At 68.0% G+C, this 26,646-nt stretch carries 24 protein-coding genes; 21 read left to right on the top strand and 3 right to left on the bottom strand.

Annotated features, from left to right (window positions below):
* Window position 1 precedes the first annotated feature (1 nt).
* The 3 genes from sdhA to sdhC all read right to left on the bottom strand — a co-directional run bounded on the left by sdhA (window position 2) and on the right by sdhC (window position 2,806).
* Window positions 2–1,801, bottom strand: coding sequence for a succinate dehydrogenase flavoprotein subunit (gene sdhA, locus J2W14_RS05045; RefSeq protein ID WP_307459235.1), 1,800 nt, complete (start codon window positions 1,799–1,801; stop codon window positions 2–4).
* 127 nt (window positions 1,802–1,928) lie between these two features.
* Window positions 1,929–2,423 (bottom strand): succinate dehydrogenase hydrophobic membrane anchor subunit, encoded by a 495-nt coding sequence (locus tag J2W14_RS05040; protein ID WP_307459232.1) that lies wholly within the window; start codon window positions 2,421–2,423, stop codon window positions 1,929–1,931.
* A 2-nt stretch (window positions 2,424–2,425) separates the two neighbouring features.
* A complete protein-coding gene (gene sdhC, locus J2W14_RS05035; RefSeq protein WP_144674233.1) occupies window positions 2,426–2,806 on the bottom strand; it encodes a succinate dehydrogenase, cytochrome b556 subunit in 381 nt (126 codons plus the stop codon).
* Between the two features lie 303 nt (window positions 2,807–3,109).
* Between sdhC and J2W14_RS05030 the strand changes: the two genes are divergently transcribed.
* From J2W14_RS05030 to J2W14_RS04930, 21 genes are all read left to right on the top strand, one after another.
* Window positions 3,110–4,255 (top strand): mannose-1-phosphate guanylyltransferase, encoded by a 1,146-nt coding sequence (locus tag J2W14_RS05030; RefSeq protein WP_307459228.1) that lies wholly within the window; start codon window positions 3,110–3,112, stop codon window positions 4,253–4,255.
* 131 nt (window positions 4,256–4,386) lie between these two features.
* The gene (locus tag J2W14_RS05025) at window positions 4,387–5,586 is read left to right on the top strand and encodes an amidohydrolase (protein ID WP_307459225.1); all 1,200 of its coding nucleotides are present in this window, start codon (window positions 4,387–4,389) and stop codon (window positions 5,584–5,586) included.
* 426 nt (window positions 5,587–6,012) lie between these two features.
* Window positions 6,013–6,462, top strand: coding sequence for a MarR family winged helix-turn-helix transcriptional regulator (locus tag J2W14_RS05020; protein WP_307459223.1), 450 nt, complete (start codon window positions 6,013–6,015; stop codon window positions 6,460–6,462).
* Window positions 6,463–6,511: 49 nt separating this feature from the next.
* Window positions 6,512–6,943: an organic hydroperoxide resistance protein gene (locus J2W14_RS05015; RefSeq protein ID WP_307459221.1), complete on the top strand. Its 432-nt coding sequence runs from the start codon at window positions 6,512–6,514 to the stop codon at window positions 6,941–6,943.
* Entirely contained in the window at window positions 6,940–7,971 is a 1,032-nt protein-coding gene (locus tag J2W14_RS05010; protein ID WP_307459218.1) for an NADP-dependent oxidoreductase, read from the top strand. The genes J2W14_RS05015 and J2W14_RS05010 overlap by 4 nt, the downstream gene beginning before the upstream one ends.
* A gap of 321 nt (window positions 7,972–8,292) precedes the next feature.
* Entirely contained in the window at window positions 8,293–9,402 is a 1,110-nt protein-coding gene (locus tag J2W14_RS05005; protein WP_442512632.1) for a BMP family lipoprotein, read from the top strand.
* Window positions 9,403–9,566: 164 nt separating this feature from the next.
* The gene (locus J2W14_RS05000; RefSeq protein ID WP_307459216.1) at window positions 9,567–11,210 is read left to right on the top strand and encodes an ABC transporter ATP-binding protein; all 1,644 of its coding nucleotides are present in this window, start codon (window positions 9,567–9,569) and stop codon (window positions 11,208–11,210) included.
* Window positions 11,203–12,627 carry an ABC transporter permease gene (locus J2W14_RS04995; RefSeq protein ID WP_307459213.1) on the top strand — a complete coding sequence of 475 codons (1,425 nt, stop codon included), beginning with the start codon at window positions 11,203–11,205 and terminating at the stop codon, window positions 12,625–12,627. The genes J2W14_RS05000 and J2W14_RS04995 overlap by 8 nt, the downstream gene beginning before the upstream one ends.
* On the top strand, window positions 12,624–13,964 hold the full coding sequence (locus tag J2W14_RS04990) for an ABC transporter permease (protein ID WP_307459210.1): 1,341 nt from the start codon (window positions 12,624–12,626) through the stop codon (window positions 13,962–13,964). Before J2W14_RS04995 ends, J2W14_RS04990 begins: the two co-directional genes overlap by 4 nt.
* A gap of 2 nt (window positions 13,965–13,966) precedes the next feature.
* Window positions 13,967–14,371 (top strand): cytidine deaminase, encoded by a 405-nt coding sequence (locus J2W14_RS04985; protein WP_307459207.1) that lies wholly within the window; start codon window positions 13,967–13,969, stop codon window positions 14,369–14,371.
* A complete protein-coding gene (locus tag J2W14_RS04980) occupies window positions 14,368–15,690 on the top strand; it encodes a thymidine phosphorylase (protein ID WP_307459205.1) in 1,323 nt (440 codons plus the stop codon). Before J2W14_RS04985 ends, J2W14_RS04980 begins: the two co-directional genes overlap by 4 nt.
* 128 nt (window positions 15,691–15,818) lie before the next feature.
* Window positions 15,819–16,457 carry a DedA family protein gene (locus J2W14_RS04975; RefSeq protein WP_307459202.1) on the top strand — a complete coding sequence of 213 codons (639 nt, stop codon included), beginning with the start codon at window positions 15,819–15,821 and terminating at the stop codon, window positions 16,455–16,457.
* 112 nt (window positions 16,458–16,569) lie between these two features.
* Complete coding sequence (locus tag J2W14_RS04970) at window positions 16,570–17,376, top strand: DedA family protein (protein ID WP_307459199.1); 807 nt, start codon at window positions 16,570–16,572, stop codon at window positions 17,374–17,376.
* A 69-nt stretch (window positions 17,377–17,445) separates the two neighbouring features.
* The gene (locus J2W14_RS04965; protein ID WP_307459197.1) at window positions 17,446–18,594 is read left to right on the top strand and encodes an adenosine deaminase; all 1,149 of its coding nucleotides are present in this window, start codon (window positions 17,446–17,448) and stop codon (window positions 18,592–18,594) included.
* A 67-nt stretch (window positions 18,595–18,661) separates the two neighbouring features.
* Complete coding sequence (locus J2W14_RS04960; protein ID WP_307459426.1) at window positions 18,662–19,294, top strand: MazG nucleotide pyrophosphohydrolase domain-containing protein; 633 nt, start codon at window positions 18,662–18,664, stop codon at window positions 19,292–19,294.
* Between the two features lie 158 nt (window positions 19,295–19,452).
* Complete coding sequence (gene eno, locus J2W14_RS04955; protein WP_307459194.1) at window positions 19,453–20,733, top strand: phosphopyruvate hydratase; 1,281 nt, start codon at window positions 19,453–19,455, stop codon at window positions 20,731–20,733.
* 205 nt (window positions 20,734–20,938) lie between these two features.
* Complete coding sequence (locus J2W14_RS04950; RefSeq protein WP_307459191.1) at window positions 20,939–21,730, top strand: FtsB family cell division protein; 792 nt, start codon at window positions 20,939–20,941, stop codon at window positions 21,728–21,730.
* Window positions 21,731–21,878: 148 nt separating this feature from the next.
* Window positions 21,879–22,616 carry a DUF501 domain-containing protein gene (locus J2W14_RS04945; RefSeq protein WP_307459424.1) on the top strand — a complete coding sequence of 246 codons (738 nt, stop codon included), beginning with the start codon at window positions 21,879–21,881 and terminating at the stop codon, window positions 22,614–22,616.
* Window positions 22,613–23,560, top strand: coding sequence for a Ppx/GppA phosphatase family protein (locus J2W14_RS04940; RefSeq protein ID WP_307459188.1), 948 nt, complete (start codon window positions 22,613–22,615; stop codon window positions 23,558–23,560). Before J2W14_RS04945 ends, J2W14_RS04940 begins: the two co-directional genes overlap by 4 nt.
* A 164-nt stretch (window positions 23,561–23,724) precedes the next feature.
* Window positions 23,725–25,113 (top strand): S8 family serine peptidase, encoded by a 1,389-nt coding sequence (locus J2W14_RS04935; RefSeq protein ID WP_307459184.1) that lies wholly within the window; start codon window positions 23,725–23,727, stop codon window positions 25,111–25,113.
* A gap of 38 nt (window positions 25,114–25,151) precedes the next feature.
* Entirely contained in the window at window positions 25,152–26,621 is a 1,470-nt protein-coding gene (locus J2W14_RS04930; RefSeq protein WP_307459182.1) for an NAD(P)/FAD-dependent oxidoreductase, read from the top strand.
* The last annotated feature ends 25 nt before the right edge of the window (window positions 26,622–26,646 follow it).

Raw genomic sequence — 26,646 nt, 5'->3', positions numbered from 1 at the left:
CTTAGTACTTCCTCACCATCGGCTCGTAGCGCGTAAAGACCACCGGTTTGGTGGCAAGCCGGATGCCCGCTATCGCCTCCGCGGAACCATCCGCGGGGGCCTGGTCATCCTTGTACGCCATGGAGTGCTTCATGAATTTGTCGTCGTCGCGCTCGGGGAAGTCCTCGCGGAAGTGGCCGCCGCGGGATTCCTCGCGGTGCAGGGCCGCCACGGTCATGACCTTGGCGAGCTCCAGCAGGAAGCCCAGCTCCACGGCCTCCAGGAGGTCCAGGTTGAAGCGCTTGCCCTTGTCCTGGACGCTGATGCGCTGGTACCGCTCCTCGAAGGACGCAATGTCCTTCAGGACCTGGTTCAGCGTCTCGGCGGTGCGGAACACCTGCATGTTGGCGTCCATGGTGTCCTGCAGTTCCTTGCGGATCGCAGCGACCTTCTCGGTGCCGTCGGAGGTGCGGACGTGGTCCAACAGGTCCAGCGTGTAGGCCTCTGGATCGACCGGGAGCTCGACGAACTCGGCGGTCTTGGCGTACTCCGCGGCGGCAATGCCGGCGCGCTTGCCGAAGACGTTGATGTCCAGCAGCGAGTTGGTGCCCAGCCGGTTGGAACCGTGCACGGAGACGCAGGCAACCTCACCGGCGGCGTAGAGGCCCGGGACGACCGTGTCGTTGTCCTGGAGGACCTCGGCGGTGATGTTGGTGGGGATGCCGCCCATGGCGTAGTGCGCCGTCGGGAAAACCGGTACCGGCTCCGTGTACGGCTCGACCCCGAGGTAGGTGCGGGCGAACTCGGTGATGTCCGGCAGTTTGGCGTCGATGTGCGCGGGCTCAAGGTGTGTCAGGTCCAGGAGGACGTAGTCCTTGTTCGGGCCGCAGCCGCGGCCCTCACGGACCTCGTTGGCCATGGAACGGGCCACGATGTCGCGGGGGGCGAGGTCCTTGATGGTCGGGGCGTAGCGCTCCATGAAGCGCTCACCCTCGGAGTTTCGCAGGATCGCGCCTTCGCCGCGGGCGGCCTCGGAGAGGAGGATGCCCAGGCCGGCGAGGCCTGTCGGGTGGAACTGGTAGAACTCCATGTCCTCCAGCGGGATGCCGCGCCGGAACGCGATGCCCATGCCGTCGCCGGTGAGGGTGTGGGCGTTGGACGTGGTCTTGAAGACCTTGCCCGCGCCGCCGGTGGCGAACACCACGGACTTGGCCTGGAAGACATGCAGCTCGCCGGAGGCAAGGTCGTAGGACACGACGCCGGCCACGCGCTTCTGCTTGTACGGCGTGCCGTCCTCGCGGACAGCGTCTTCCTCGACCGTGAGCAGGTCAAGGACGTAGTACTCGTTGTAGAACTCGACGTTGTGCTTGACGCAGTTTTGGTAGAGCGTCTGCAGGATCATGTGGCCGGTGCGGTCGGCGGCGTAGCAGGCACGGCGGACCGGGGCCTTGCCGTGGTCGCGGGTGTGGCCGCCGAAACGGCGCTGGTCAATCCGGCCCTCGGGCGTGCGGTTGAACGGCAGGCCCATCTTTTCCAGGTCCAGGACGGCGTCAATCGCTTCCTTCGCCATAACTTCGGCGGCGTCCTGGTCAACCAGGTAGTCGCCGCCCTTGATGGTGTCGAAGGTGTGCCACTCCCAGTTGTCTTCCTCGACGTTGGCCAGGGCCGCACACATGCCGCCCTGCGCCGCGCCGGTGTGGGAGCGGGTGGGGTACAGCTTGGTCAGTACTGCTGTTCGGGCGCGCTGACCTGATTCGATCGCCGCGCGCATCCCGGCGCCACCGGCACCGACGATGACGACGTCGTACTTATGGACCTGCATACCAGACGCTCTTTCTCTCAAAATTCGCTAACAACACCGGCCGGCGGAGCCAGGACGGTGAAACCTCGTGGAAATCCCTTGCCCGCACCGGGTAGGCAAGGGATCGGGTGCTGCCGGGGCTGCGCCGCTACGGCGCCGGGCAGAACCCGCCGGGCAGCTGGACACCGTTGACCACGGGGCACGGGTCAAAGGTGAAGATGACCAGGGTGCCCAGGATGATGATGGCGGTGGTGGCCGCGTACAGCACGACCTTCAGCCACAGACGCGTGGCGTCCTTTTCGGCGTAGTCGTTAATGATGGTGCGCACACCGTTGGTGCCGTGCAGCATGGCGAGCCACAGCATGGCCAGGTCCCAGATCTGCCAGAACGGATCGGCCCACTTGCCGGCCACAAAACCGAAGTCGATCGCGTGGATGCCTTCGCCCACCAGCAGGTTGACGGTCAGGTGCCCGAAGATCAGGACAACGAGTACAACGCCCGAGAGTCGCATGAAGAGCCATGCGAGCATTTCGAAGTTCCCCTTGGAGCTGCCGTTGCGGCGGTACTGCGGCGCAATCCGGTTGCTGCCGATCTTGGCAGCGGCCTTGGGGCTGCGCGGGCTCTCAATCTGAGTTGCACTCATGGCTAGTGACCTCCAAGGGCGAGGGAAAGGTGGCGGATGGAGAAGCCCACCATGACGACTGCCCAGAGAATGAGCACCGCCCACAGCATCTGGCGCTGGTACTTCGCGCCCTTCTTCCAGAAGTCGACGGCGATGATCCGCAGGCCGTTGAAGGCGTGGAACACGATCGCTGCGACAAGGCCCGTTTCACCCAGGGCCATCAGGGGGTTCTTGTAGGCACCGATCACGGCGGTGTAGGCCTCCGGGGACACGCGCACCAATGAGGTGTCCAGAACGTGGACCAACAAGAAGAAAAAGATCACTACACCGGTAATGCGATGTCCAACCCAGGACCACATGCCTTCACGGCCGCGGTACAAGGTGCCAGCTGGTTTTGTCGGCACTGAATAAACCTCCCTGCAACACAGCGGCGCTGGCATGGGATCCACGCGGGGGGAACGCCTGCTGCGAGAGCACTCGTAAGCTCAAGCCTAAATCTAGGCTTCGCTAACAGCTTATTCAATTCAGCCACCCGTTGGTGACGGCGCCCGGCGGGGTTTTCGTCCACTTTTGAGACGAACGCCACATTTCCTGCCCGGCCGGGGAGTGCCGCTGTTGGGTCGTGACCGCACCCCGGGACGACGCGTCACTGCCATGTCCGGCCTTGGTCGGGGACTCGCGCGGTACGTTCGGCTAAAGTAGCCGTGATGAATACAGACAAAGCGACAAGCCAGGACTCACTCAACGACTCGGCCCTGGGCCGGTTTATTGCCGTGATTCCGGCAGGCGGTGTGGGGACCCGCCTCTGGCCTCTGTCGCGGGCAGCAGCCCCCAAGTTCCTGCACGACCTCACGGGTTCGGGCAGTACCCTGCTGAGATCCACGTACGACCGGCTGGAACCGCTCGCCGGCAAGCACATGCTCGTGGTGACCGGCAAGGCCCACCGTGACGCGGTCTGCCGCCAGCTGCCGGAGATCGACGACGCCGACCTGGTGCTGGAGAGCGAGCCCAAGGACTCCGGCGCCGCCATCGGCCTGGCCGCGGCCATCCTGCACGAGCGCGACCCGGACACCATCATGGGTTCCTTCGCGGCGGACCAGGTGATCAGCCCGGACGAGCTGTTCCATGACGCCGTGAGGGAGGCCATCCACGCGGCGGCGGCCGGAAAGATCGTCACGATCGGCATCAAGCCCACCCACCCTTCCACCGGTTTCGGTTACATCCGGGCCGGGAAGAACCTTGGCGTCGCCGGCGCCTCCAGCGCCCAGGCCGTCGTCGAGTTCGTGGAGAAGCCCAGCGAAGAGGTCGCCCAGGAGTACGTCGACAGCGGCGAATATGTCTGGAACGCCGGAATGTTCGTGGCTCCCGTCTCGCTGATGCTCAAGCACCTCGAAGCCAACCAGCCCGAGCTTTTCGCCGGCGTGCAGGAAATCGCGAAGGCCTGGGACACCCCGCAGCGTGACGAGGTCCAGGCCCGCGTCTGGCCCACCCTGCCCAAGATCGCCATTGACTACGCGGTGGCCGAACCGGCCGCCGCCGCCGGCGACGTCGCCGTCGTTCCCGGGACGTTCCGGTGGGACGACGTCGGGGACTTCGCCTCGGTGGGCCGGCTCAACAGCGCCAAGGAAGTCAAGGACGTCACGGTGATCGGTGAGGGCGCCCGCGTCTTCACCGAGGACGCGAGCGGCGTGGTGGTCTCCGATACCAAACGCGTCATCGCGCTGATCGGGATCAAGGACGTCGTTGTGGTGGACACCCCGGACGCGCTGCTCGTGATGCACAAGGAACATTCGCAGCGCGTGAAGCAGGCCGTCGACGCCCTCAAAGCCAGCGGCGACACCGACGTTCTCTAGCGTGCCGCGCTCTCGTTTGCGCCGCTCTCCAGGGCCTTCCGCCCCTACCGGGGCGGAAGGAAAATGTTCGCCTATCCGTAACGCGCCGTACGCGATGCCGCTATTTTATGTGCGCTCGCTAGAGTTATTCCGTGCGTAACTACTCTACTGAAGCTGAGCCCACCACATTGGTGGGGCCGTGGCTCGAGCCCCTGCTGCCGGAGCTGATCGCGTTCCGCCGGGACCTGCATGCGCACCCGGAGCTGTCCTTCAAGGAGTTCCGCACCACGGACAAGCTGGCCAAGCGACTGGAGGACGCCGGGCTCAAGCCGCGGCGCCTCGAAGGCACCGGCCTGACGGTGGACATCGGCGACGGTCCGATCGCCACCGCCCTGCGCGGGGACATCGATGCCCTCCCGATCATCGAGGAGACGGGTCTGCCGTTCGCCTCGAAGCACCACGGCGTCACGCACGCCTGCGGCCACGATGTCCACACCGCCACCATGCTGGGCGCGGCCCTGGTCCTGCATCGGATGCACCAGGAGTCCCCGCTGCGCGGTACCGTCCGGATCATCTTCCAGCCTGCCGAGGAAACCATGCCCGGCGGCGCCCAGAGCTGCATCGAGCAGGGCGTCCTCGACGGTGTCCCGCGGATCTTCGCCCTGCACTGTGACCCCCGGATCGAGGTGGGCAAGATCGGCACCCGGATTGGCGCCATCACTTCCGCCTCGGACACGATCAAGATCGAACTGACCGGCCGCGGCGGCCACACCTCACGCCCGCACCTGACCGAGGAACTCGTCTTCGCCCTGGCGCAGATCGCGGTCAACGTCCCGGCCGTGCTGTCCCGCCGCGTTGATGTCCGCAGCGGCGTGTCCGTCGTCTGGGGCCACATCTCCGCCGGGTCCGCCCCCAACGCGATCCCGGCCAGCGGCTACATGGCGGGCACCATGCGCTGCCTGGACCGCGACGCCTGGCACAACGCCGGCGAGATCCTCGACGAGGTCATCCAGCAGATCGCCGCACCGTACGGCGTCGACGTCCACCTGGAGCACACCCGCGGCGTGCCTCCCGTGGTGAACTCCGAGCACGAGACGGCCCTGATCGAAGCCGCGGCCCGCGCCGAGATCGGTGAGGGCGCCGTGGTCCTGACTCCGCAGTCCATGGGCGGCGAGGATTTCGCCTGGTTCCTCGCGGACCTCCCCGGCGCCATGATGCGTCTGGGCACCAAGACCCCCGGCGGCGAGGAATACGACCTGCACCGCGGCGACTACATCCTGGACGAACGCGCCCTGGGCCTCGGCATCAAGGTCCTCACCGCCGCAGCACTGCGCACCCTCCGCGACCTCTAGCCGCCCCCCGGCCCGCTCCCGCCGACCCCGCCGCCGCCCTTTCCGCCGCCCGGCGCCCCTCCTGCGCGCCGAAGTGAGAGTTCGCGCCCGTCGCCGGGCGCGTCATGGGCGCGAAGTCTGACTTCGGCGTTTGAAACCGCTTGGCCGTCCCCGAGGTGAGAGTTCGCGCCCGTCGCCGGGCGCGTCATGGGCGCGAAGTCTGACGTCGGCGTTGGAAACCGCTTGGCCGCGGTGAACCGTGCATCTCCGGCGCTGGCAATGCCGCCGGGCCCCCGCCGCCTTGTCCTCCGCCGGCGCCCCCGCTACGCGCCGAGGTGAGAGTTCGCGCCCGTCGCTGGGCGCGTCATGGGCGCGAAGTCTGAGCTCGGTGGCATCGGCGTATCCATATAAGTTGTGCACAATTTAATTGTGTACTATCGTATTTCTATGACCGATGCGCCCCGCGACAACGCCCCCCGCCTGAACCGGCAGCTGTGCTTCGCCATGTACTCGGCCTCCCGGGCCGCCACGGCGGCGTACCGGCCGATGCTCGACGAGCTCGGCCTGACCTACCCGCAGTACCTCGTCATGCTGGTGCTCTGGGAGGACGAACCGCGCAGTGTCCGCGAACTGGGGGAGGAGCTGGGCCTCGACTCCGGCACACTCTCCCCGCTGCTGAAGCGGCTCGAGTCCCTGGGCCTCGTGGAGCGGCGCCGGTCCGCCGCGGACGAGCGCCGGGTTGAGGTCCACCTGACGGACGCCGGCACCGCGCTCAGCGCGCGGGCCACCGGCATCCCGCAACGTCTCGCCGACGCCGCCGGGCTCTCGCCTGCCGAACTCGACCAGCTCCGCGAGACCCTGACCCGGCTCACCGCCGCACTGCACGGCTCCCGCTGACTCCCTTACTTCCACTGACTTCCCTGCAACGCAACAGATTGGATCTCCCATGAAGACTCTCTACACAGCCGAGGCCCTGGCTTCGGGCGAAGGCCGCGACGGCACCGCCGTCACCAAGGACGGCAAGCTCAGCGTGGCCCTGGCCAGCCCGGTGGAACTCGGCGGTAGCGGCGAGGGCACCAACCCGGAACAGCTCTTCGCCGCCGGCTACGCGGCGTGCTTCCATTCCGCCCTGCGCCTCGTCGGACGCCAGCAGAAGGCCGACCTGACGGATTCCGCCGTCGCGGCCAGGATCCACCTGGGCGCCCTCGGCGACGGATCCGGCTACGGCATCGCCGCGGAACTCGAAATCGCCCTGCCGGCCGTGGACCGGGAAACGGCCGAGGCCCTCGTGGCCAAGGCGCACGAAGTCTGCCCCTATTCCAATGCCACCCGTGGCAACATCACTGTCGACATCACCATCATGGAGGTCGCCGCATGAGCACCCGCACCGACACCACCACCCTGCCCACCGCCACCCGGGAGATCCAGCTGGCATCCCGGCCGCACGGGCGCCCGCTGCCCGAAAACTTCCGCCTGGCCGGGACGGAGCTGCCCGTACTCCAGGACGGCCAGATCCTGGTCCGCAACCTCTTTATGTCCGTGGACCCCTACATGCGCGGCCGGATGAACGACGTCAAGTCCTACTCCGCGCCGTTTTCCCTGGACGCAGCGCTCGACGGCGGCGCCGTCGGCGAGGTCATCGCGTCCCGGTCCGCTGACCGCCAGGTGGGCGACGCCGTCGTCCACTCACTGGGCTGGCGTGAACATGCCGTGCTCGACGCCGGGGCCACCACCCCGGCCCGCACCGATCTGGCCCCCGCGCCGGCGTTCCTCGGCGCGCTGGGCATGACGGGCTTGACGGCCTACGCAGGACTGCTCAAGGTGGCCGGCTTCAAGGCCGGGGAAGTCGTCTTCGTCTCCGGCGCCGCGGGTGCCGTCGGCTCCCTGGTGGGGCAGATCGCCAAGGCCCTGGGCGCATCCCGCGTCATCGGCAGCGCTGGATCCCCGGAGAAGGTGGCCCGGCTGCTGGAGCTCGGCTTCGACGCGGCGTTCGACTACCACGACGGCCCCGTCGCCGGGCAGCTCGCCGCGGCCGCCGGGGACCGCGGCATCGATGTGTATTTCGACAACGTCGGCGGGGAACACCTTGAAGCGGCGCTGTCGGCCCTCACAGTCGGCGGCCGCGTGGCGATGTGCGGGGCGATCTCGCAGTACAACTCCACCGAGCCGACGCCGGCCCCGCGCAACCTCATGCAGGCCATCGGCAAGCAGCTGACCCTCAAGGGCTTCCTGGTCAGCGGCTACTGGCAGCACATGCCCGAGTTCGTCGAGACCATGTCCGGCTGGCTCGCGGACGGCACCGTGCGCTACGACGAGACCATCGTGGATGGACTGGAGAACGCGCCGCAGGCCTTTATGGACCTGCTGGACGGCGCCAACACCGGCAAGATGCTGGTCCGCCTCTAGGCCGGCCGCTCCACCCGACGGCTCCTCCCGCCGGCTCCTTCCGGCCGCTCCGCCGGCCGCCCGCAGAACGCCCCGCACCGGAACCGCCCGGTGCGGGGCTTTCTGCGCCTACCGCTTGGTAACAAGTTCTCAACAATCTGTGGAATCGCTGTGAACTGTGCTACTTGGACGTGTCACAGGACACTAAAGTGGCTTGCATCAGTGCGCCTCGGCGCAGTGCTGCGAAATCCATCAGTGAAAACAGCGTTTCAGCGGCAATCCCGCCAACAGACACTCATTGAGCTCCGTCGTAGCGCCTATCTCTTTCTTCCTGGAGGAAAATTGAAGAACTCTCTGCGTGCAACCTTCAAGCGCGGTTCAATGGCCGGAGTCGCCACCGCCGGTGCGGCTGCGCTTCTGCTGACCGGCTGCGGGGCCGCCCCGACGGCCAGCAGCACGGCCACCCCCACGGCCAGCGACTACACAGGCTGCATCGTGTCCGACTCGGGTGGATTCGACGACCAGTCGTTCAACCAGTCCTCCTACGAGGGACTGAAGAAGGCCGAGAAGGACCTTGGCATCAAGACGAACGAGGCCGAGTCCAAGACCAACAACGACTTCGAGCCCAACCTCCGCGCCATGGTCACCGCCGGCTGCGACCTGACCGTGACGGTCGGCTTCCTGCTCGGCGACGCCACCAAGGCGCAGGCCACGGCCAACCCGGACAGCCACTTCGCCATCATCGACTTCGGCTACGAGACCCCGATCAGCAACGTCAAGCCGATCATCTACGACACGGCCCAGGCCGCCTTCCTGGCCGGCTACCTCGCCGCGGGCACCACCAAGACCGGAACGGTCGCCACCTTCGGCGGCATCAAGATCCCCACGGTCACCATCTTCATGGACGGCTACGCCGACGGCGTCAAGTACTACAACGAGAAGAAGGGCACCGACGTCAAGGTCCTTGGCTGGGACAAGGCCAAGCAGGACGGCTCCTTCACCGGTGACTTCGAAAAGCAGGACAAGGGCAAGCAGTTCACCCAGAACTTCCTGGACCAGGGCGCGGACATCGTGATGCCCGTCGCCGGTCCGGTCGGCAAGGGTGCTGGCGCGGCCCTGAAGGAAGCCAAGGCGGCAGGCAAGGACGTCAAGCTCATCTGGGTTGACTCCGACGGCTTCCTCACGGCACCGGATTACAAGGACATCATGCTCTCCTCCGTCATGAAGCAGATGGGCGAGGCCGTCGAGACGGTCATCAAGCAGGACAAGGACGGCCAGTTCAGCAACGCGCCTTACGTTGGCACCCTCGCGAACGACGGCGTGCAGCTGGCTCCGTTCCACGACCTGGATGCCCAGGTTCCGGCCGAACTGAAGTCCGAGCTGGACCAAATCAAGAAGGACATCGCCGACGGCAAGCTGAAGGTTGAATCTGCGGCCAGCCCGAAGGCCTAACCTCCTCCGCTAAGCGCCACGGCCCGTCCGGTCACCACCGCACGGGCTGTGGCGCTTTTCGTTGCGGCCCGCTGCGCCTCACACCGCAGGCACTAAGCTGGTGCTGCAGCCCCCACCACGCGTCCGGACCAAGCCTTCCGGACTTCTCGAGATTGGTCAGAGTTTTGAAACTTGAACTCAAGGGCATTACAAAACGCTTCGGCTCCCTGGTAGCCAACGATCACATCGATGTGGTTGTTGAACCCGGGCAGATCCACTGTCTGCTCGGCGAGAACGGTGCCGGCAAGTCCACGCTGATGAACGTCCTCTACGGACTGTACGAGCCCACCGAGGGCGAAATCCTGATCGACGACAAGCCGGTCACCTTCCGCGGCCCCGGCGACGCGATGGCGGCCGGCATCGGCATGGTGCACCAGCACTTCATGCTGGTCCCGGTCTTTACCGTCGCGGAGAACGTCGCCCTGGGAGCGGAGACCACCAAGGCCGGCGGATTCCTGGACCTCGACGACACCCGCCGGAAGATCCGCGAGATCTCCGACCGGTACGGCTTCGACGTCGACCCCGACGCTCTCATCGAAGACCTCCCCGTGGGCGTGCAGCAGCGCGTTGAAATCATCAAGGCGCTGGTCCGCGACGCCAAGGTGCTCATCCTCGATGAGCCCACGGCCGTGCTGACCCCGCAGGACACCGACGAACTGCTGGACATCATGCGCCAGCTCAAGAGCCACGGCACCTCCATCGTCTTCATCTCCCACAAACTCCGCGAGGTAAAAGCCGTCTCGGACACCATCACCGTCATCCGGCGCGGCAAGGTCGTGGGCTCGGCCGATCCCGGCGCGTCCACCACGGAGCTGGCGTCCATGATGGTGGGCCGGGCCGTGAACCTGACCCTGGACAAGGCTCCTGCCAATCCGCAGGAGACCACCTTCCAGGTCAAGGACCTCACCGTGATCGCGCCCAGCGGCCAGCACGTGGTGGACGGCATCAGCTTCGACATCGCCCGCGGCGAGATCCTCGCCGTCGCCGGTGTCCAGGGCAACGGCCAGACCGAACTGACCGAGGCCATCCTGGGACTCCAGGACCGCGTCCACGGCTCCATCCTGCTCGACGGCGAAGAGCTCGTCGGCCGCAGCGTCAAGGACGTCCTCAACGCCGGAGTCGGATTCGTGCCGGAAGACCGCTCGCTCGACGGGCTGATCGGGACGTTCTCCATCGCCGAGAACCTGATCCTGGACCGCTACGACCAGGCGCCGTTCGCCAAGGGCATCAGCATGAGCCCGGCCAAGGTCCTGGAGAACGCCAAGACCCGGATCGAGGAATTCGACGTCCGCACCCCGTCCGGCTCGCTCGCGGCCGGCACCCTGTCCGGCGGCAACCAGCAGAAGGTCGTGATGGCCCGGGAGCTGTCCCGTCCGCTGCGGCTCTTCATCGCCTCCCAGCCCACCCGCGGCGTGGACGTGGGCTCCATCGAATTCCTGCACAAGCGGATCGTCGCGGAGCGGGACCACGGCACGCCCGTCATGATCGTCTCCACCGAACTGGACGAGGTGATCGAACTCGCCGACCGGATCGCGGTGCTCTACAAGGGCAGGCTAGTGGGGATCGTCCCGGCCGGCACCGGGCGCGACGTCCTGGGCCTGATGATGGCCGGGCTGTCCCCGCAGGACGCCCACGCCGACACCGCGGGCAAGCTGGCAGCCCAGCGCCCCGCGGACAACCCCGCCGCACCCCAGGCAACAAACCCCGCGCCCGCCACCGACCCCGTGCAGGAGCGCAGCCCCGGCGCCGTAGGAGACCACCATGAGTGAAAACAACGAGCCGCGACACGCGGCTGGTCCGGATCCGGACCGGATTCCGGCAACGCAGCCCCCCAAATCACTGGCCCCGGACCCGGACGCGAACCTTGAGACGCCCGCTGAGGACGACGCCGCCTATGTCACCTCGCTGGACACGGCGGGCGGCGCCCACCAGCCCTCGGCCGTTCCGGTCTCGGCCCAGAGCGGATCCCTTCCCGGTGCCCCGGAAGAGGAGTCGCTGCTGCGCAAGATCTTCACCGGCAACGGCATCGTGACCATCCTGGCGGTGCTGCTGGCACTGATCCTCGGCGGCCTGCTCATCGCCCTGACGGACGAAGTGGTCGGCACCACGTCGACCTACTTGTTCGCCCGGCCAACCGACTTCCTCGCCGCCGTCTGGTCCGCCGCCACCGGCTCGTATGTCGCCCTCTTCCAAGGCGCAGTCTTCAACCCCCGCGGGGTAGGAGCGGCGGGGCAGTTCGCCCCGCTCATGGAGACGCTGACCATCGCCACCCCGCTGATCACCGCGGGCCTCGGCGTCGCCCTGGCCTTCCGCGCGGGCCTGTTCAACATCGGTGCGCAGGGCCAGATCATCATGGCCGGCATCCTGGCCTCCTGGGTGGGCTTCGCGCTGGACCTGCCGATGGGGCTGCACCTGTTGCTGGTCCTCCTGGCCGGCGTCGTCGGCGGCGCCGTCTGGGGCGGCATTGTCGGCGTGCTCAAAGCCAGGACGGGCGCCCACGAGGTCATCGTGACCATCATGTTCAACTACATCGCCCTGTATCTCCTGCGCTACCTGCTCGACACGGATTTGTTCCAGCGTCCGGGGGAGAGCACCCCGATCTCCCCCGTCCTGGACGCGTCCGCCGTGTACCCGCTGCTCTTCGGCAGCCAGTACCGGTTGCACCTGGGATTCCTGCTGGCCATTGCGGCCACCGTGTTTGTGTCGTGGCTGCTGAACCGCTCCACGCTCGGTTTCGAGTTCCGCGCCGTGGGGGCCAACCCCAAGGCGGCCCTCACCGCCGGCATTAACGTTTCCCGCGCCACCATCCTGGTGATGACCATCGCCGGCGGCCTGGCCGGCCTGGCCGGCGTGGCGCAGGTTGCCGGCACCGAAAAGGTCCTGACCGATGGTGTCGCGGCAACGTACGGCTTTGACGCGATCACCGTGGCGCTGCTGGGACGATCGTCGCCGTGGGGCACCTTTGCCGCCGGCCTGCTGTTCGGAGCCTTCCGCGCAGGCGCTGTCCAGATGCAGATCCAGACCGGAACCCCGATCGACATCGTGCTGGTGGTCCAGTCGCTCATCGTCCTGTTCATCGCGGCGCCGCCGCTGATCCGGGCGATCTTCGGACTCAACCCGCGCAAGAAGAAAGCCGCACCCGCCGGCAAGTCCCAGAAGGCAGTAGCCACCGGAGGTGCAGCATGAGCACAACAGCAACCTCGCCCGTCCCGGGAAAGCCCTCCAAGCCCCAGCCGGGCACCCCGCCCGCGGACAAGAACCGCAAGCAGACGGTGTCCGCCAAGCCCGTGACCTGGAAGCTGCCGGTCACACTGATGGCGCTGGCGACCGTCGCGTTCATCTTCTTTGGCCTGCTGGGCCCGCAGTCGACGGCCAAGTTCGGTGTTTCCTCCGGCGGTGACTTCTTCCAGCTCCCCGCGATCGAAGCCCCCGCGTTCCTCAGCGGCATTGTCCTTTCCGTGATCCTGCTGGGCCTCGCGGGCTACGCCTTGGTTCTGAAGGCGCAAAAGAACCAGCGGCCGCCGCGCTGGCTGCCCGCCGTGTTCACCGTCGTGTTCGTGGTCGCCTTCCTGATCTGGGTGGTGGGCGGTGCCCGGACTCCCAGCATTTCGCTGGCCGGCCTGATCGCCGGGTCCGTGACCCTCGCCGTGCCGATCGTTTTCGGCTCGCTTTCCGGTGTCCTCTGCGAACGCGCCGGCGTCGTTAACATCGCCATCGAAGGCCAGCTTCTGGGCGGTGCCTTCACGGCCGCGCTCGTCGCCAGCCTGACGCACAACCCCTACCTGGGCCTGCTCGCGGCTGCGGTGGCGGGTGCCCTCGTCTCGATGGTGCTGGCGCTGTTCAGCATCAAGTATGTGGTCAACCAGATCATCGTCGGCGTCGTGCTCAACGTCCTGGTCTCCGGGCTCACCGGCTTCCTGTTCAGCACCGTGATGCAGTCGGATCCGGAGAAATACAACTCGCCGGGCCGGCTTCCCATCATCGACATCCCGGTCCTGTCGGGCATCCCGGTGATCGGGCCCATCCTGTTCAAGCAGTCCGTGGTGGGCTACCTCATGTATGTGGCTGTGGCTGTGATCTGGATCGCGCTGTTCAAGACGAAGTGGGGCCTGCGTGTCCGTGCGGTGGGCGAACACCCGCAGGCGGCCGACACCCTGGGCATCAAGGTCAACGCGACCCGATTCTGGAACGTCACGCTCGGCGGCGCCGTCGCCGGAATCGGCGGATCGTTCTTCACCCTCGTGGCGATCGACAGCTTCACCAAGGAAATCTCCGGCGGCCGCGGCTTCATTGCCCTCGCAGCCATGATCCTCGGCCGCTGGAATCCGATCGGGGCGTTCTTCGCCGCGCTGCTGTTCGGCTTCGCCGACAACCTGCAAAGCATCGTGACGATTATCGGCACCCCGGTGCCCAGCCAGTTCATGGCCATGCTGCCGTACGTCGTGACCGTATTTGCCGTGGCCGGACTCGTTGGCCGCTCGCGGCCACCGGCCGCCGACGGCATACCGTACGTCAAGGGTTGACCATGGACAGCACACAGGTCGACTGGGCCGCCCTCGAGGCCGCCGCGGTCGCCGCCATGAAAAACGCCTACGCACCGTATTCGAAGTTCGCGGTGGGGGCAGCAGCCCTCACCGCGGACGGCCGGATTGTGAGCGGCTGCAATGTCGAAAACGCCAGCTACGGGCTGACCCTGTGCGCCGAGTGCGCGCTCGTCGGCAATCTGCACATGACCGGGGGCGGCCTGCTCCGGGCCTTCTACTGCGTCGATGCCGCCGGCAACGTCCTCATGCCCTGCGGGCGCTGCCGGCAGCTGCTCTACGAATTCCGCGCTCCCAACATGGAGCTTATGACCACGCAGGGAATCAAGACCATGGACCAGGTCCTTCCCGATGCCTTTGGCCCCCAACACCTGGAGGAACCCCGGTGACCCAAACCCCCAAGCTGACCGAAGCGTTCGACGCCGTCGACATCATCCGCATCAAGCGGGACAAGGGCATGCTGAGCCCCGCCCAGATTGACTGGACGATCGACGCGTACACCCGCGGCGCGATCGCCGACGAGCAGATGGCCGCCCTGAACATGGCGATCCTGCTCAACGGCATGGACCGGGCCGAAATCTCGCGCTGGACGGCGGCCATGATCGCCTCCGGCGAGCGGATGGACTTCTCCAGCCTGCGCCGCCCCGACGGCAGCGTGAAGCCCACCTCCGACAAGCACTCCACCGGCGGAGTGGGGGACAAGATCACCCTGCCGCTGGCACCGCTGGTCGCGGTCTTCGGCGTGGCCGTGCCGCAGCTCTCCGGCCGCGGACTGGGCCACACCGGCGGCACCCTGGACAAGCTCGAATCGATCCCGGGCTGGCGCGCGAACCTGAGCAACGAGGAAATGCTGGCCCAGCTCCAGGAGGTCGGCGCGGTCATTTGCGCCGCCGGCGCCGGACTGGCTCCGGCGGACAAGAAGCTCTACGCCCTGAGGGACGTCACCGGCACGGTCGAGGCCATCCCGCTGATCGCCTCCTCGATCATGAGCAAGAAGATCGCCGAAGGCACCGGGTCGCTGGTGCTGGACGTCAAGGTCGGCAGCGGCGCCTTTATGAAGGACGAGGCCCGCGCCCGCGAACTGGCCGAGACCATGGTGGCGCTGGGCAAGGACGCCGGCGTCAACACGGTGGCGCTGCTGACCAACATGAACACGCCGCTGGGCCTCACCGCGGGCAACGCGATCGAGGTCGAGGAATCGGTGGAGGTGCTGGCCGGCGGCGGTCCGGAAGACGTCGTCGAACTCACCGTCCGGCTCGCGGAGGAAATGCTCGCCTGCGCGGGCGTCCACGACGCCGACCCCCGGGCCGCGCTCCGGGACGGCCGGGCCATGGACGTCTGGAACCGCATGATCGAGGCGCAGGGCGGGGACCCGCGCGCCAAGCTTCCCGTGGCGAGGGAATCCGAGGTCATCCTCGCGCCGGCCGACGGTGTGCTGGTGGAACTCGATGCGATGGCTGTCGGCGTCGCCGCCTGGCGCCTCGGCGCCGGGCGGGCCCGCAAGGAGGACCAGGTCCAGGCGGGCGCCGGGGTGCGGATGCACGCCAAGCCCGGAGCCCTGGTCAAGGCCGGCGAGCCGCTGATGACGCTCCTGACGGACACCCCGGAGAAGTTCGAACGGGCCCGGCAAGCCCTCGAGCACGCCGTGGTGATTGCCCCGGAAGGCTCACGCCCGGCGCAGCAGCTCATCATCGACCGCATCGCCTGATCGCCCGTTGCCCTATCACTTGTGGTCCCCAACCTTCAGGGTTAGCCGCCACAAGTGGTAGGGCAAACCGCGGGGGCGCCCGCAGTACACTGGCACGACAGCCGTCCCCCGTTGTTTGTTAGGAAACCGTGCAGGCAATCAACGACTTCATCCTGGCCGCAGCGGGGCAACCCTGGGTCCTCGTCCTTGTCTTCGTGTGCTGTGTGATCGACGGCTTCTTTCCGCCCATTCCGAGCGAGTCGGTGGTCGTCGGGCTCGCCGCGGTCGCCGCCACCGCCGACCTCCCCAACCCGGTGCTCCTGGCCGCGACCGCGGCCGCCGGGGCGTTCGTGGGCGACAACATCGCGTACGTGATCGGCCGCGGCACCGGCACCCGGCGCTGGGCCTGGATGCGCGGCCACCGCATGCAGCGTGCCTTCCGCTGGGCCGGCACCGAGCTGCGGAAACGGCCGGCGTCGCTGATCCTGGTGGCGCGCTTCGTGCCGATCGGCCGGGTCGCGGTCAACCTCACGGCAGGCGCCACCCACTTCCCGCAGCCACGCTTCGTGGGGATGACGGGGCTCTCCGCGGTGCTGTGGGGGGCATATTCCGTGGCGATCGGCCTCTTTTTCGGGCAGTGGTTCGAAGAGAACCATCTCCTCGGCGTCATCGTCGCCGTCATCTGCGCGATCGGCCTGGGCATCCTGGTGGACCTCGCGATCAGCAAGCTGCGCGGCAGGCTTCCCGAGGACGCCGAACTCCCGGTCCCGCCGTCGGAACCGTCCTGAAACCGGAGCCATTGGATACAGCAGATTTATCCGGATGGAACCGTAGCGCATCCCTGCCGGTCATGGGACACTAAAGAGCGCTTTTCGTCACTTTCCTAGGAGCAAAGCCCGCGTGGAATTCATCAATGAGGCTATTCTCCATGCCGCGGGACAATGGTGGATTTATCCGATCCTCACGATCTTCTGTTTCATCGACGGTTTCGTTCCGATTCTGCCCAGTGAAACCCTGATCGTGGCCTTGGGTGCACTGTCCGTCACGTCCGGCGAGCCGAACATGTGGTTCGTCATGGCCGCCGCCGCCGTCGGGGCCATCGCCGGTGACAACATGGCCTACCTGCTGGGCCGCCACGTCGGCGTCGAGCGCTTCCGCTGGATGCGCAAACCCAAGGTCCACCGTGCCCTGAACTGGGCGCGCTATGAGCTGGACAAACGCGGCGCCATGCTGATCTTCACGGCCCGGTACATTCCGGTGGGCCGCGTGGCCGTGAACTGGATCGCCGGCACCACCGCGTACCCGCGGCGCCGCTTCGTCATCCTGGACATTTTCGCCTCCATCACCTGGGTCGCGTACTCGGCCGGCGTCGGCATCATTGCCGGCAACTGGGTCCACGAACACCCGCTGCTGGGGGTGGGCATCGCCATCGCCTTCGCCATCGTGCTCGGCATCGTGATCGACCATGCGCTGACCTGGCTGCACCGCTGGCGCGACACCCGGGGCGCCGCCGCGGCAGCGAGCCGGGCGGCCACCATGGCGGCAGAAGCGAAGGCCGCGCACGCCACGAACACGCAGGCCACGCCCGGGGCAACGACCGCCGCCACGACCGCGCAGGCCGCGCCCGCCGTGTCCGCGCCCCGTCCGGCTTCCGGCACCCTCCCGATGCCCGCACAGCTGGCGGCACCGGCCGACGTCGAGGCCTGATTCCGCCGTCCGGCGTGGCCGCCGGCTGACCGGCTGGTATTGCCGGGGCTCCAACCCTAAGGTTGGAGCGTGACTGAGATAATTCTTGACGCTGCCCCTGACCTCGACTTCGACCTGAAGGGCCTCCCCAAGGTCTCCCTTCACGACCACCTGGACGGCGGACTCCGGCCGGCCACCATCATCGAACTGGCCGAGGCCGCAGGACACACCCTGCCCTCCACCGACCCCGTCGCGCTGGGGGAGTGGTTCCGTGAATCCGCCGACTCCGGCTCGCTGGTCCGCTACCTCGAGACCTTCGACCACACCATCGCCGTGATGCAGACAAGGGAAAGCCTCTTCCGCGTCGCCAAGGAATTCGTCGAAGACCTTGCCGACGACGGCGTGGTCTACGGCGAAGTGCGCTGGGCGCCCGAACAGCACCTCCAGCAGGGCCTGAGCCTGGACGACGCCGTCGAGGCCGTGCAGGCAGGCCTGGAGGCCGGCGTCGACGCCGTCGCCGAGACCGGCCGCGACATCCAGGTCGGCCAGCTGATCACCGCCATGCGGCACGCCGACCGCGGCCAGGAAATCGCCGAACTGGCGGTCCGCCACCGCAACAACGGCGCCGTCGGCTTCGACATTGCCGGGGCCGAGGACGGCTTCCCGCCGTCCCGGTTCAAGGACGCCTTCACCTACCTGGCCCAGCACAACTTCCCGGCCACGGTCCACGCCGGGGAAGCCGCCGGACTCGAAAGCATCCAGTCCGCCCTGGTCGACGGACGCGCCCTGCGCCTGGGCCACGGCGTCCGGATCGCCGAGGACGTCACCGTTGACTTCGACGACGAGGATGCCGACGGCGACGACGCCAGCGACAACATCGGCATGGTCACCCTGGGTGAGCTCGCCAGCTGGGTCCGTGACCGCGGCATCGCCCTGGAGATCTGCCCCTCCTCCAACCTGCAGACCGGCGCCGTCTCCGGCTTCGGCGAGGGCATCGAAAGCCACCCGCTGGACATGCTCTACCAGCTCGGCTTCAACGTCACCATCAACACCGACAACCGGCTGATGAGCGGCGTGACCCTCACCGACGAGTTCGAACTGCTGGTCGAGACCTTCGACTACGATCTCGACGACCTGCTGGAGCTGACGCTGAACGCAGCCGAGGCCGCCTTCCTGCCGCTTGAGGAGAAGGAAGCCCTCGTCGAGTACATCAACGAGGCCTACGCCGACCTTGGCTAACCAGGACTCCAACGCGGTTGGCGCGCTGGTCGGTGCAATGGCTGAGCTGCGCGTCCACTGCCCCTGGATGGGGGCCCTCACCCATGAGTCCCTCGTCGAATACCTCCTCGAGGAGGCCTATGAGGTGGCGGAGACCATCGAGACGGCCGGCGGCGACGCCGAGCTGAAGGCCGAGCTCGGCGATGTCCTGCTTCAGGTGGTCCTGCACGCCCGGCTCGCCCAGGAGCGCGGCGCCTTCGACCTCGACGACGTCGCCCGCGGCCTGACGGCCAAAATGATCCGGCGCAACCCGCATGTGTTCCGTCCCGACGGCTCACTGCAGGAATCCTTCCCGGCGACGGTGGAGGAAATCGTCCAGACGTGGGACGCCGTCAAACGCTCCGAACAGGTCCTGCATTCCGGGGCCGCCGACACCGGCGAACCCGCCCGCGCTGATCCTTCCCGGCTGGGGGCCCTCAGGGGTGTCCCCGCCGCCCTTCCGGCGTTGGCCCGGGCCCAAAAGCTCCTCGACCGCGCCGAACGGGCCGGCCTTCCGGCCGTCACCGGGCCGGTTGACGTCCCCTCCTCGGAAGAGGACCTCGGGGAGCTGCTCTTTGCCATCGCCGCCGCTGCCCGGGACCGGGGGCTCGACGCCGAACGGGCCCTCCGCGGCGCGAACCGCCGCTTCCAGGAGGGCCCGCCCGCGCCGTCGTCCCCGTGATCCGCCAAAGTGACGTCCGGGGACTGGATAGGTTTCTGTAACTTATCCCACTCTCGACTAGGCTGGGTTGCGACGAGGACGTCGGTTTTTCAGCTTGATTCCCAGCTTGATTTCCCATCAGATTCCCAGCAGATCGCTTCACCCAAAGGAGCCCATCCATGGCGCTTATCGATGCCATCCACGCCCGCGAGATCCTCGATTCCCGTGGCAACCCCACCGTAGAAGTTGAAGTCCTGCTCTCGGACGGCCAGATCGGCCGCGCAGCAGTTCCCTCCGGAGCCTCCACCGGCGAGCACGAAGCCGTTGAACTCCGCGACGGCGACAAGGGCCGTTACCTCGGCAAGGGCGTCCAGAAGGCCGTCGACGCGGTCATCGACCAGATCGCCCCGGCCCTGATCGGTTTCGACGCCACCGACCAGCGCAGCATCGACCAGTCGATGATCGACCTGGACGGCACCGCCAACAAGAGCAAGCTCGGCGCCAACGCGATCCTGGGCGTGTCCCTGGCCGTCGCCAACGCAGCCGCGGCCTCCGCCGACCTGCCGCTCTACAAGTACCTCGGCGGACCGAACGCCCACGTGCTGCCCGTGCCGCTGATGAACATCCTCAACGGCGGATCGCACGCCGACTCCGACGTCGACATCCAGGAATTCATGGTTGTCCCGCTGGGTGCCGAGACCTTCTCCGAAGGCCTGCGCTGGGGCGTCGAGGTTTACCACGCGCTCAAGGCGGTCCTGCAGGCCAAGGGCCTGTCCACCGGCCTGGGCGACGAAGGCGGCTTCGCGCCGAACCTGCCGTCCAACCGTGCAGCCCTGGACCTCATCCAGGAAGCCATCCGGAACGCCGGCTACACCCCGGGACAGGACATCGCCCTCGCCCTGGACGTTGCCTCCTCCGAGTTCTTCACGGACGGCGCCTACCAGTTCGAAGGCAAGTCCCTCAGCTCCACCGAGATGAGCGCCTACTACGCCGAGCTCGTTGCCGACTACCCGCTGGTGTCCATCGAGGACCCGCTGGACGAGAACGACTGGGAGGGCTGGAAGACCCTCACCGACGCCATCGGCGACAAGGTCCAGATCGTGGGCGACGATCTCTTCGTCACGAACCCGGAGCGGCTGCAGACCGGCATCGATTCGCGGACCGCCAACTCGCTGCTGGTGAAGGTCAACCAGATCGGTTCCCTGACCGAAACCCTGGACGCCGTCTCCCTCGCCCAGCGCGCGGGTTACACCACCATCACCTCGCACCGCTCCGGCGAAACCGAGGACACCACGATCGCTGACATCGCCGTTGCCACCAACGCCGGCCAGATCAAGACCGGTGCCCCGGCCCGTTCCGAGCGCGTGGCCAAGTACAACCAGCTGCTGCGCATCGAAGAGGAACTCGACGACGCCGCACGCTACGCCGGCCGGAGCGCCTTCCCGCGTTTCAAGGGCTAGTAACCGCACGAACTGCGAACCGGTGGCTATGGTTGAAAGACCATGGCCACCGGTTCCTTTTTGGCACGTCCTTTTTGGCACGTCCTTTGTGGCACCGTTAGTGGCGCCGCGCCGCCAGCTCCAGGTCGGTGCCCGGTCCAGGCCACGGGATCAGCACTGAACGCAGCAAGCCAGCCGGGGGAGAACCTGGCATTACAGGAGTGACATGGCTACCCGCCGACCCAAGGTTCCCCGGGCCACGCCTGCGGCCCCGAAGTCTCCGGACACCGGCGACGGCGGCGACGTCATCCAGGCGGATTTCAGCGGATCCCGCGGCTCCCAAACGCACCCTGCCGGCAACGCCGCCCCCGGCCCGCGGACTCCCGGCAGGGCAGCCGGCCAGCACAGCGGCACCGCCGGATCCGCCCGGGCTGGCGGGCCTGCGTCCGCCGCCGCCCCGAAGAACGCAGCCCAGCCCAACGCCGCCACGCCGAAAAACGCAGCCCAGCCGAACGCCGCAAAGTCAGGCACGGCCAAGCACGGCACGGGCACACACGGCACGGCCAAGCACGGGACGGCCAAACCGTCCAAGGACGGCGCCGCGCCGGCGGCAGAGAACCTCGACCCGGTCCCCGCCAAGGCCTTCTCCGGCCGCATGCTGGCGCTGCTCGTCGTCATGATTGCCATCACCATCATGCTGGCGCCCACGGTCAAGATCTTCTTCGAAAAACGGGCCGAAATCGCCGCGCTCCAGGCGGACATTTCCGACAAACAGGCCCAGCAAGACGAACTGCGGCGCCAGGTCTCCCGGTGGCAGGATCCGAACTACGTGAAGCAACAGGCCCGGGACCGCATTAACATGGTTATGCCCGGCGAGACGGGCTACTGGGTCTTCGGCAGCGATCTTCCTGCCGGTTCCACCAGTGGCGCGGCCGGTGCAGGATCAGCACAAGACCCGGCCGAGCTGCCCTGGGTTGACTCCCTCTGGGACTCCATCCGGCGCTCGGCAACAGACTAGAAGCGGCGCCCGCCGCAGGATTGTCCGCCGGACAAACCAGACAGGGCAGGAAGGTGCCGCCCCCGTGGACCAGAACCAAGTGGACGAGACCCCCACGGCAGTCAACCCGAGCGCGGAAAACCCGGCAACCCCGGAACCGGCCCGCTCCCTGGCGGAAACCCGCCGGCCCTCGCCGCACGACCTGGATGTCCTGAGCCGGCAACTGGGGCGGCCCGTGCGTGACGTCGTGGAAATCCCGGCCCGCTGCGTCTGCGGCAACCCGCTCGTGGCGGCCACCTCCCCGCGGCTGAGCAACGGCACCCCCTTCCCCACCACCTTTTACCTCACGCACCCCGTCATCACCTCCGCGGTGTCCCGGCTCGAAGCGGCCGGCTTGATGAACGAGATGAACGAACGGCTCGGCGGCGACGAGGCCCTGGCCGCGGACTACCGCGCCGCCCACGAGGCCTACCTGGCGTCCCGCGCTGAGATCGGCGCCAGGTCCGGGATCGGCGCCGTGCCCGAAATCGACGGCATCTCCGCCGGCGGCATGCCCACCCGCGTCAAGTGCCTGCATGTCCTGGTCGGGCATTCACTGGCCGCCGGTCCGGGTGTCAACCCGCTCGGCGACGAGGCCCTCGCCGCCATCGGCGAATGGTGGACCACGGACCGCTGCTACTGCGGCGGCGCCTGGGACACCGGCGGCGAGACCCCCTCGCAGGACCTCAGCAGGCACGGGCCGCAGGGGCTTCCGGAGATCGTGGGACGGCCGGCCCCGGTCCGGAAGCCGCGCACCGAACCCACAGGTTCCACCAGCACCACGGGCACTGCAGCAGCCGGACCGGACGGACCCGCAAACTCCGCCGAGCCCACAAGTTCCGCCGGCACCAACGGGGCCGGCCAGTGACCCGCGTGGCCGCCGTGGACTGCGGCACCAACTCGATCCGCCTGCTCATCGCCGACCTGGACGTGGACGGCGCGGCGCCCCGGCTGAAGGATGTGGTGCGCGAAATGCGCGTCGTCCGGCTCGGCCAGGGCGTGGATGCCACCGGCGAACTCGCCCCGGACGCCCTGGACCGGACCTTTGCCGCCACGGCGGACTACGCGCGGCAGATCCAGGACCACGGGGCCACCAAGGTGCGTTTCGTCGCGACCTCCGCCACCCGCGACGCCAACAACCGGCAGATCTTCGTGGACGGCATCCGCGAACTCCTCGGCGTCGAACCCGAGGTCATCACCGGGGACGAGGAAGCCGCCCTGTCCTTCGCCGGCGCCAGCAGCGTCCTGCCCTCCCGTGGCGCGGACCCCGTGCTCGTGGTGGACCTCGGCGGCGGCAGCACGGAGTTCGTGCTCGGCAACGCCGACGGCGTCATCGCCGCCAAATCCGTCGACATCGGCTGCGTCCGGATGACCGAACGGCACCTGCGCAGCGACCCGCCCACGGCGGACCAGATCGCCGCGGCGGAGGCCGACGTCGACGCCGCCCTCGAGCTGGCGGCCCGGACGGTCCCGCTGGACCGCAGCGCCGCCGTCGTCGGGGTCGCCGGCTCCATCACCACCATCACGGCCCACGCGCTCGCGCTGCCGGAGTACTCCGCCGCGGCAATCCACGGCACTGAACTGCCGCTGGACGCCGTGCGCCGCGCCTGCACGGAACTGCTGGAGATGACCCACGCCGAACGCGCCGCCCTGCCCTACATGCACCCGGGCCGAGTGGACGTGATCGGAGCGGGCGCCCTCGTCTGGCGGCGCATCCTTGAACGGCTGGCCGAAGTGACCGAGCACAGGGTCGCGTCGGCCGTCACCAGCGAACACGATATTCTTGACGGAATTGCCTTGAGCATCGGCTAGGCCCAGGCCGCTGGCCACCGGACTGGGGGTCCACCGGACGCCCCGCCGGCGGTGCCCGATCCGCACACCGCCGCACCGTTCCCTCCCGGCGTTCCCCAGCGCCACCACAGCCCCAGCGACACCGAAGCCACAGCGCCACCCGCTGTCCCGCCGATAGGACCCGAATGACCAGAGCAACAGCCCGGCGCCGCCGGACCGCCTCCGCGTTGGTGGCCCTGGCCCTTGCGGGCAGCACGCTGACGGCCGCCCTGACCGCAGCCCCCGCCGCGCACGCCGACGCCTGGCGCGACAAGGAGTACTGGCTTGCCGAATCCGGCATCACAAAGGCCTGGGAGGTTTCCCGGGGCGCCAACGTCAAGGTCGCCGTGATCGACAGCGGTGTGGACGGCAAGCACCCGGACCTGGCCGGCGTCCTGGCCGGCGGGGTCGACGTGTCCGGCGCGGGAAGCCCGGACGGGCAGAAGAGCATCGGCGCGAAGCCGGAGCACGGGACCCTGGTCGCCACTATGCTGGCAGGCCGCGGACATCAGCCCGCCGACGCCACGGCCTCGCCCAGCCCCAGCGCGGGCCCGTCCGCCGCGCCGGACGGAATTGTCGGGGTGGCCCCCGAAGCGCAGCTGCTCTCCGTTTCCACCTGGCTCGGATCCCCGAACCCCGGCGGCAAGAGCGATCAGGACCAGATACCCCAGGCCGTCCGCTGGGCTGTCGACAACGGAGCCCGCGTCATCAACATCTCCCTGGGCAGCACCTCGCCGGAATGGCCGCAAAGCTGGGATGCGGCGTTCCTGTACGCCGAGCAGAAGGACGTTGTGATCGTGGCCGCCGCGGGCAACCGCGGGGGAGGCAACGTCCAGGTCGGGGCCCCGGCCACCATCCCCGGCGTGCTGACCGTCGCCGGGCTGGACCGCGAGGGAACCGCCAGCATCGATTCCTCTTCCCAGGGCATCAGCATCGGCGTCGCGGCTCCGGCGGAGAACCTGATCGGGGGCCTGCCCGGGGGCGGCTACGCGGAATGGGCCGGCACCTCGGGCGCCACGCCCATCGTGGCCGGTGTGGCGGCCCTGATCCGCTCCAAATGGCCGGAAATGTCGGCCAATCAGGTCATCAACCGGATCGTCAGCACCGCGAAGGACGCCGGCGCCAAGGGGAAGGACCCGCTGTACGGGTTCGGGATCCTCGACGCCGAGGCGGCCCTGAAGGCCGACGTTCCGGAATCCCGGGTCAATCCGTTGGGTTCGATCTCCGACTGGATCCGGGTCCACCGGCGGGGCAACCTGGCCACCGCGTCGGCGGCGCCCTCAGCCGTCCCCTCCAGCGCGGCCCCCACCCTTCCGGAGGCCACCGTCCCGGTCGCGGAGTCCCCGTCACAGCTGGACGGCGCCGTGCCGGCCCTGGTGGTACTGGGTTTCGGCGGGCTGCTCCTGTGCATCGTGGGGGCCGCCGTCTTCCAGCTCCGGCGTGCCGCACGGCCGGCACCACCCGGAGGCCCCGGCGGCCCGCGAACGCCGGATACCGGTGCCCTGGATTCCGCGGATTCCAGCGGGAAACCGTAGTTAGTGAAGTTTTTCACAAACTACGGTATTCTTGGGGAATGGCATCCTCCCCTCAGCTCCAGGACCGTCCCAGGGTACTCGTCGTCGGCGGCGGGTACGTCGGCCTGTACGTAGCCCTCAAACTGCAGAAGAAGATCGCGAATGCCGGTGGCATCGTCACCGTCGTTGATCCTCTGCCCTACATGACCTACCAGCCCTTCCTCCCCGAGGTTGCCGGCGGCAACATCGAGGCACGCCACGCCGTCGTCTCGCACCGCCAGCACCTCAAGCAGACCGAGCTCATCCAGGGCCGCGTCACCTCGATCGACCACGCCAACCGCACCGCTGTGGTGGCCCCGGCCGACGGCGGCGAGAACTTCGAGGTCCCGTACTTCGACGTCGTCGTGGCCGCAGGCGCGATCACCCGCACCTTCCCGATCAAGGGCCTCGCGGACAAGGGCATCGGCCTCAAGACCATCGAGGAAGCCGTGGCCCTGCGCAACAAGGTCCTCGACAGGATCGAAGCCGGTTCGCTCATGACGGATCCGGCCGAACGCGCCCGCGCCCTGACCTTCGTTGTGGTCGGCGGCGGCTTCGCCGGCATCGAGTGCATCACCGAAATGGAAGATCTCGCCCGCGCCGCGGTCAAGAACAACCCCCGCGTCAAGCAGGAGGAAGTCCGCTTCGTCCTGGTGGAGGCCATGGGACGCATCATGCCCGAGGTGACCGCCAGCCAGGCTGAGTGGGTCGTCGAGCACCTGCGCAGCCGCGGCATCGAGGTTCTGCTCAACACCTCGCTGGACAGCGCCGAAGGCACCCTGAAACTCATCAACCTTCCGGACAAGTCCGCGGCCCAGGAATTCCAGGCCGACACCCTGGTCTGGACTGCCGGTGTGCAGGCGAACCCGATGGTCCGCTCCACCGATTTCCCGCTCGAGCCGCGCGGCCGCGTCCGTGTCCTCGCGGACCTGCGCATCGCCGGCGACGAAGGCATCATCGACAACGCCTGGTCGGCCGGCGACGTTGCGGCGGTCCCGGACCTCACGGGCAGCGGCCTGCCGGACGGCACGTGCGTCCCCAACGCCCAGCACGCGCTGCGCCAGGCGAAGCTCCTCGCCAAGAACCTGTGGGCCTCCCGCTGGGACAAGCCGCTCAAGGACTACAAGCACAAAAACCTGGGCGCCGTGGCCGGCTTCGGCGAGTGGAAGGGTGTGGCGAACATCAACCTGCTGGGCCGCATCGGCCTCAAGGGCCCGCTGGCCTGGCTGGCACACCGCGGCTACCACGGAATGGCCATGCCGACCGTGGAACGCAAGATCCGGGTCATCATCGGCTGGATCCTGGCCTTCTTCATGGGCCGCGACACCACCCAGCTGATCGACCTGGACAACCCGCGTGGCGCTTTCGTCGCCGCGGCGGCGCCGGCTCCCAAGCCGGCCGCGGCACCCGCCGCCCCCGCCGCGGAGAAGCCGGCGGCAGAAGCCGGCAAGCCTGCGAACAAGGAAGCTGTTTCGGCCGACTCCAAGTAGCCTGCAGCAGCCTCCGACGGCGGCC

Origin of the sequence: Pseudarthrobacter oxydans, from assembly GCF_030812335.1 — a bacterium.
In the GTDB taxonomy this organism is placed as follows: domain Bacteria; phylum Actinomycetota; class Actinomycetes; order Actinomycetales; family Micrococcaceae; genus Arthrobacter; species Arthrobacter oxydans_B.
This window is presented reverse-complemented; position numbering and strand designations above follow the sequence as displayed.

Excerpts from the sequence above, each read along its gene's own strand:
- eno (WP_307459194.1), top strand. The coding sequence starts at position 19,453 with ATGGCGCTTATCGATGCCATCCACGCCCGCGAGATCCTCGATTCCCGT.
- J2W14_RS04930 (WP_307459182.1), top strand. The coding sequence starts at position 25,152 with ATGGCATCCTCCCCTCAGCTCCAGGACCGTCCCAGGGTACTCGTCGTC.
- J2W14_RS05020 (WP_307459223.1), top strand. The coding sequence starts at position 6,013 with ATGACCGATGCGCCCCGCGACAACGCCCCCCGCCTGAACCGGCAGCTG.
- J2W14_RS05010 (WP_307459218.1), top strand. The coding sequence starts at position 6,940 with ATGAGCACCCGCACCGACACCACCACCCTGCCCACCGCCACCCGGGAG.
- J2W14_RS04995 (WP_307459213.1), top strand. The coding sequence starts at position 11,203 with ATGAGTGAAAACAACGAGCCGCGACACGCGGCTGGTCCGGATCCGGAC.
- J2W14_RS05040 (WP_307459232.1), bottom strand. The coding sequence starts at position 2,423 with ATGAGTGCAACTCAGATTGAGAGCCCGCGCAGCCCCAAGGCCGCTGCC.
- J2W14_RS05015 (WP_307459221.1), top strand. The coding sequence starts at position 6,512 with ATGAAGACTCTCTACACAGCCGAGGCCCTGGCTTCGGGCGAAGGCCGC.
- J2W14_RS04985 (WP_307459207.1), top strand. The coding sequence starts at position 13,967 with ATGGACAGCACACAGGTCGACTGGGCCGCCCTCGAGGCCGCCGCGGTC.
- J2W14_RS04990 (WP_307459210.1), top strand. The coding sequence starts at position 12,624 with ATGAGCACAACAGCAACCTCGCCCGTCCCGGGAAAGCCCTCCAAGCCC.
- J2W14_RS04950 (WP_307459191.1), top strand. The coding sequence starts at position 20,939 with ATGGCTACCCGCCGACCCAAGGTTCCCCGGGCCACGCCTGCGGCCCCG.
- J2W14_RS04935 (WP_307459184.1), top strand. The coding sequence starts at position 23,725 with ATGACCAGAGCAACAGCCCGGCGCCGCCGGACCGCCTCCGCGTTGGTG.
- sdhA (WP_307459235.1), bottom strand. The coding sequence starts at position 1,801 with ATGCAGGTCCATAAGTACGACGTCGTCATCGTCGGTGCCGGTGGCGCC.
- J2W14_RS04960 (WP_307459426.1), top strand. The coding sequence starts at position 18,662 with ATGGGGGCCCTCACCCATGAGTCCCTCGTCGAATACCTCCTCGAGGAG.
- J2W14_RS05030 (WP_307459228.1), top strand. The coding sequence starts at position 3,110 with ATGAATACAGACAAAGCGACAAGCCAGGACTCACTCAACGACTCGGCC.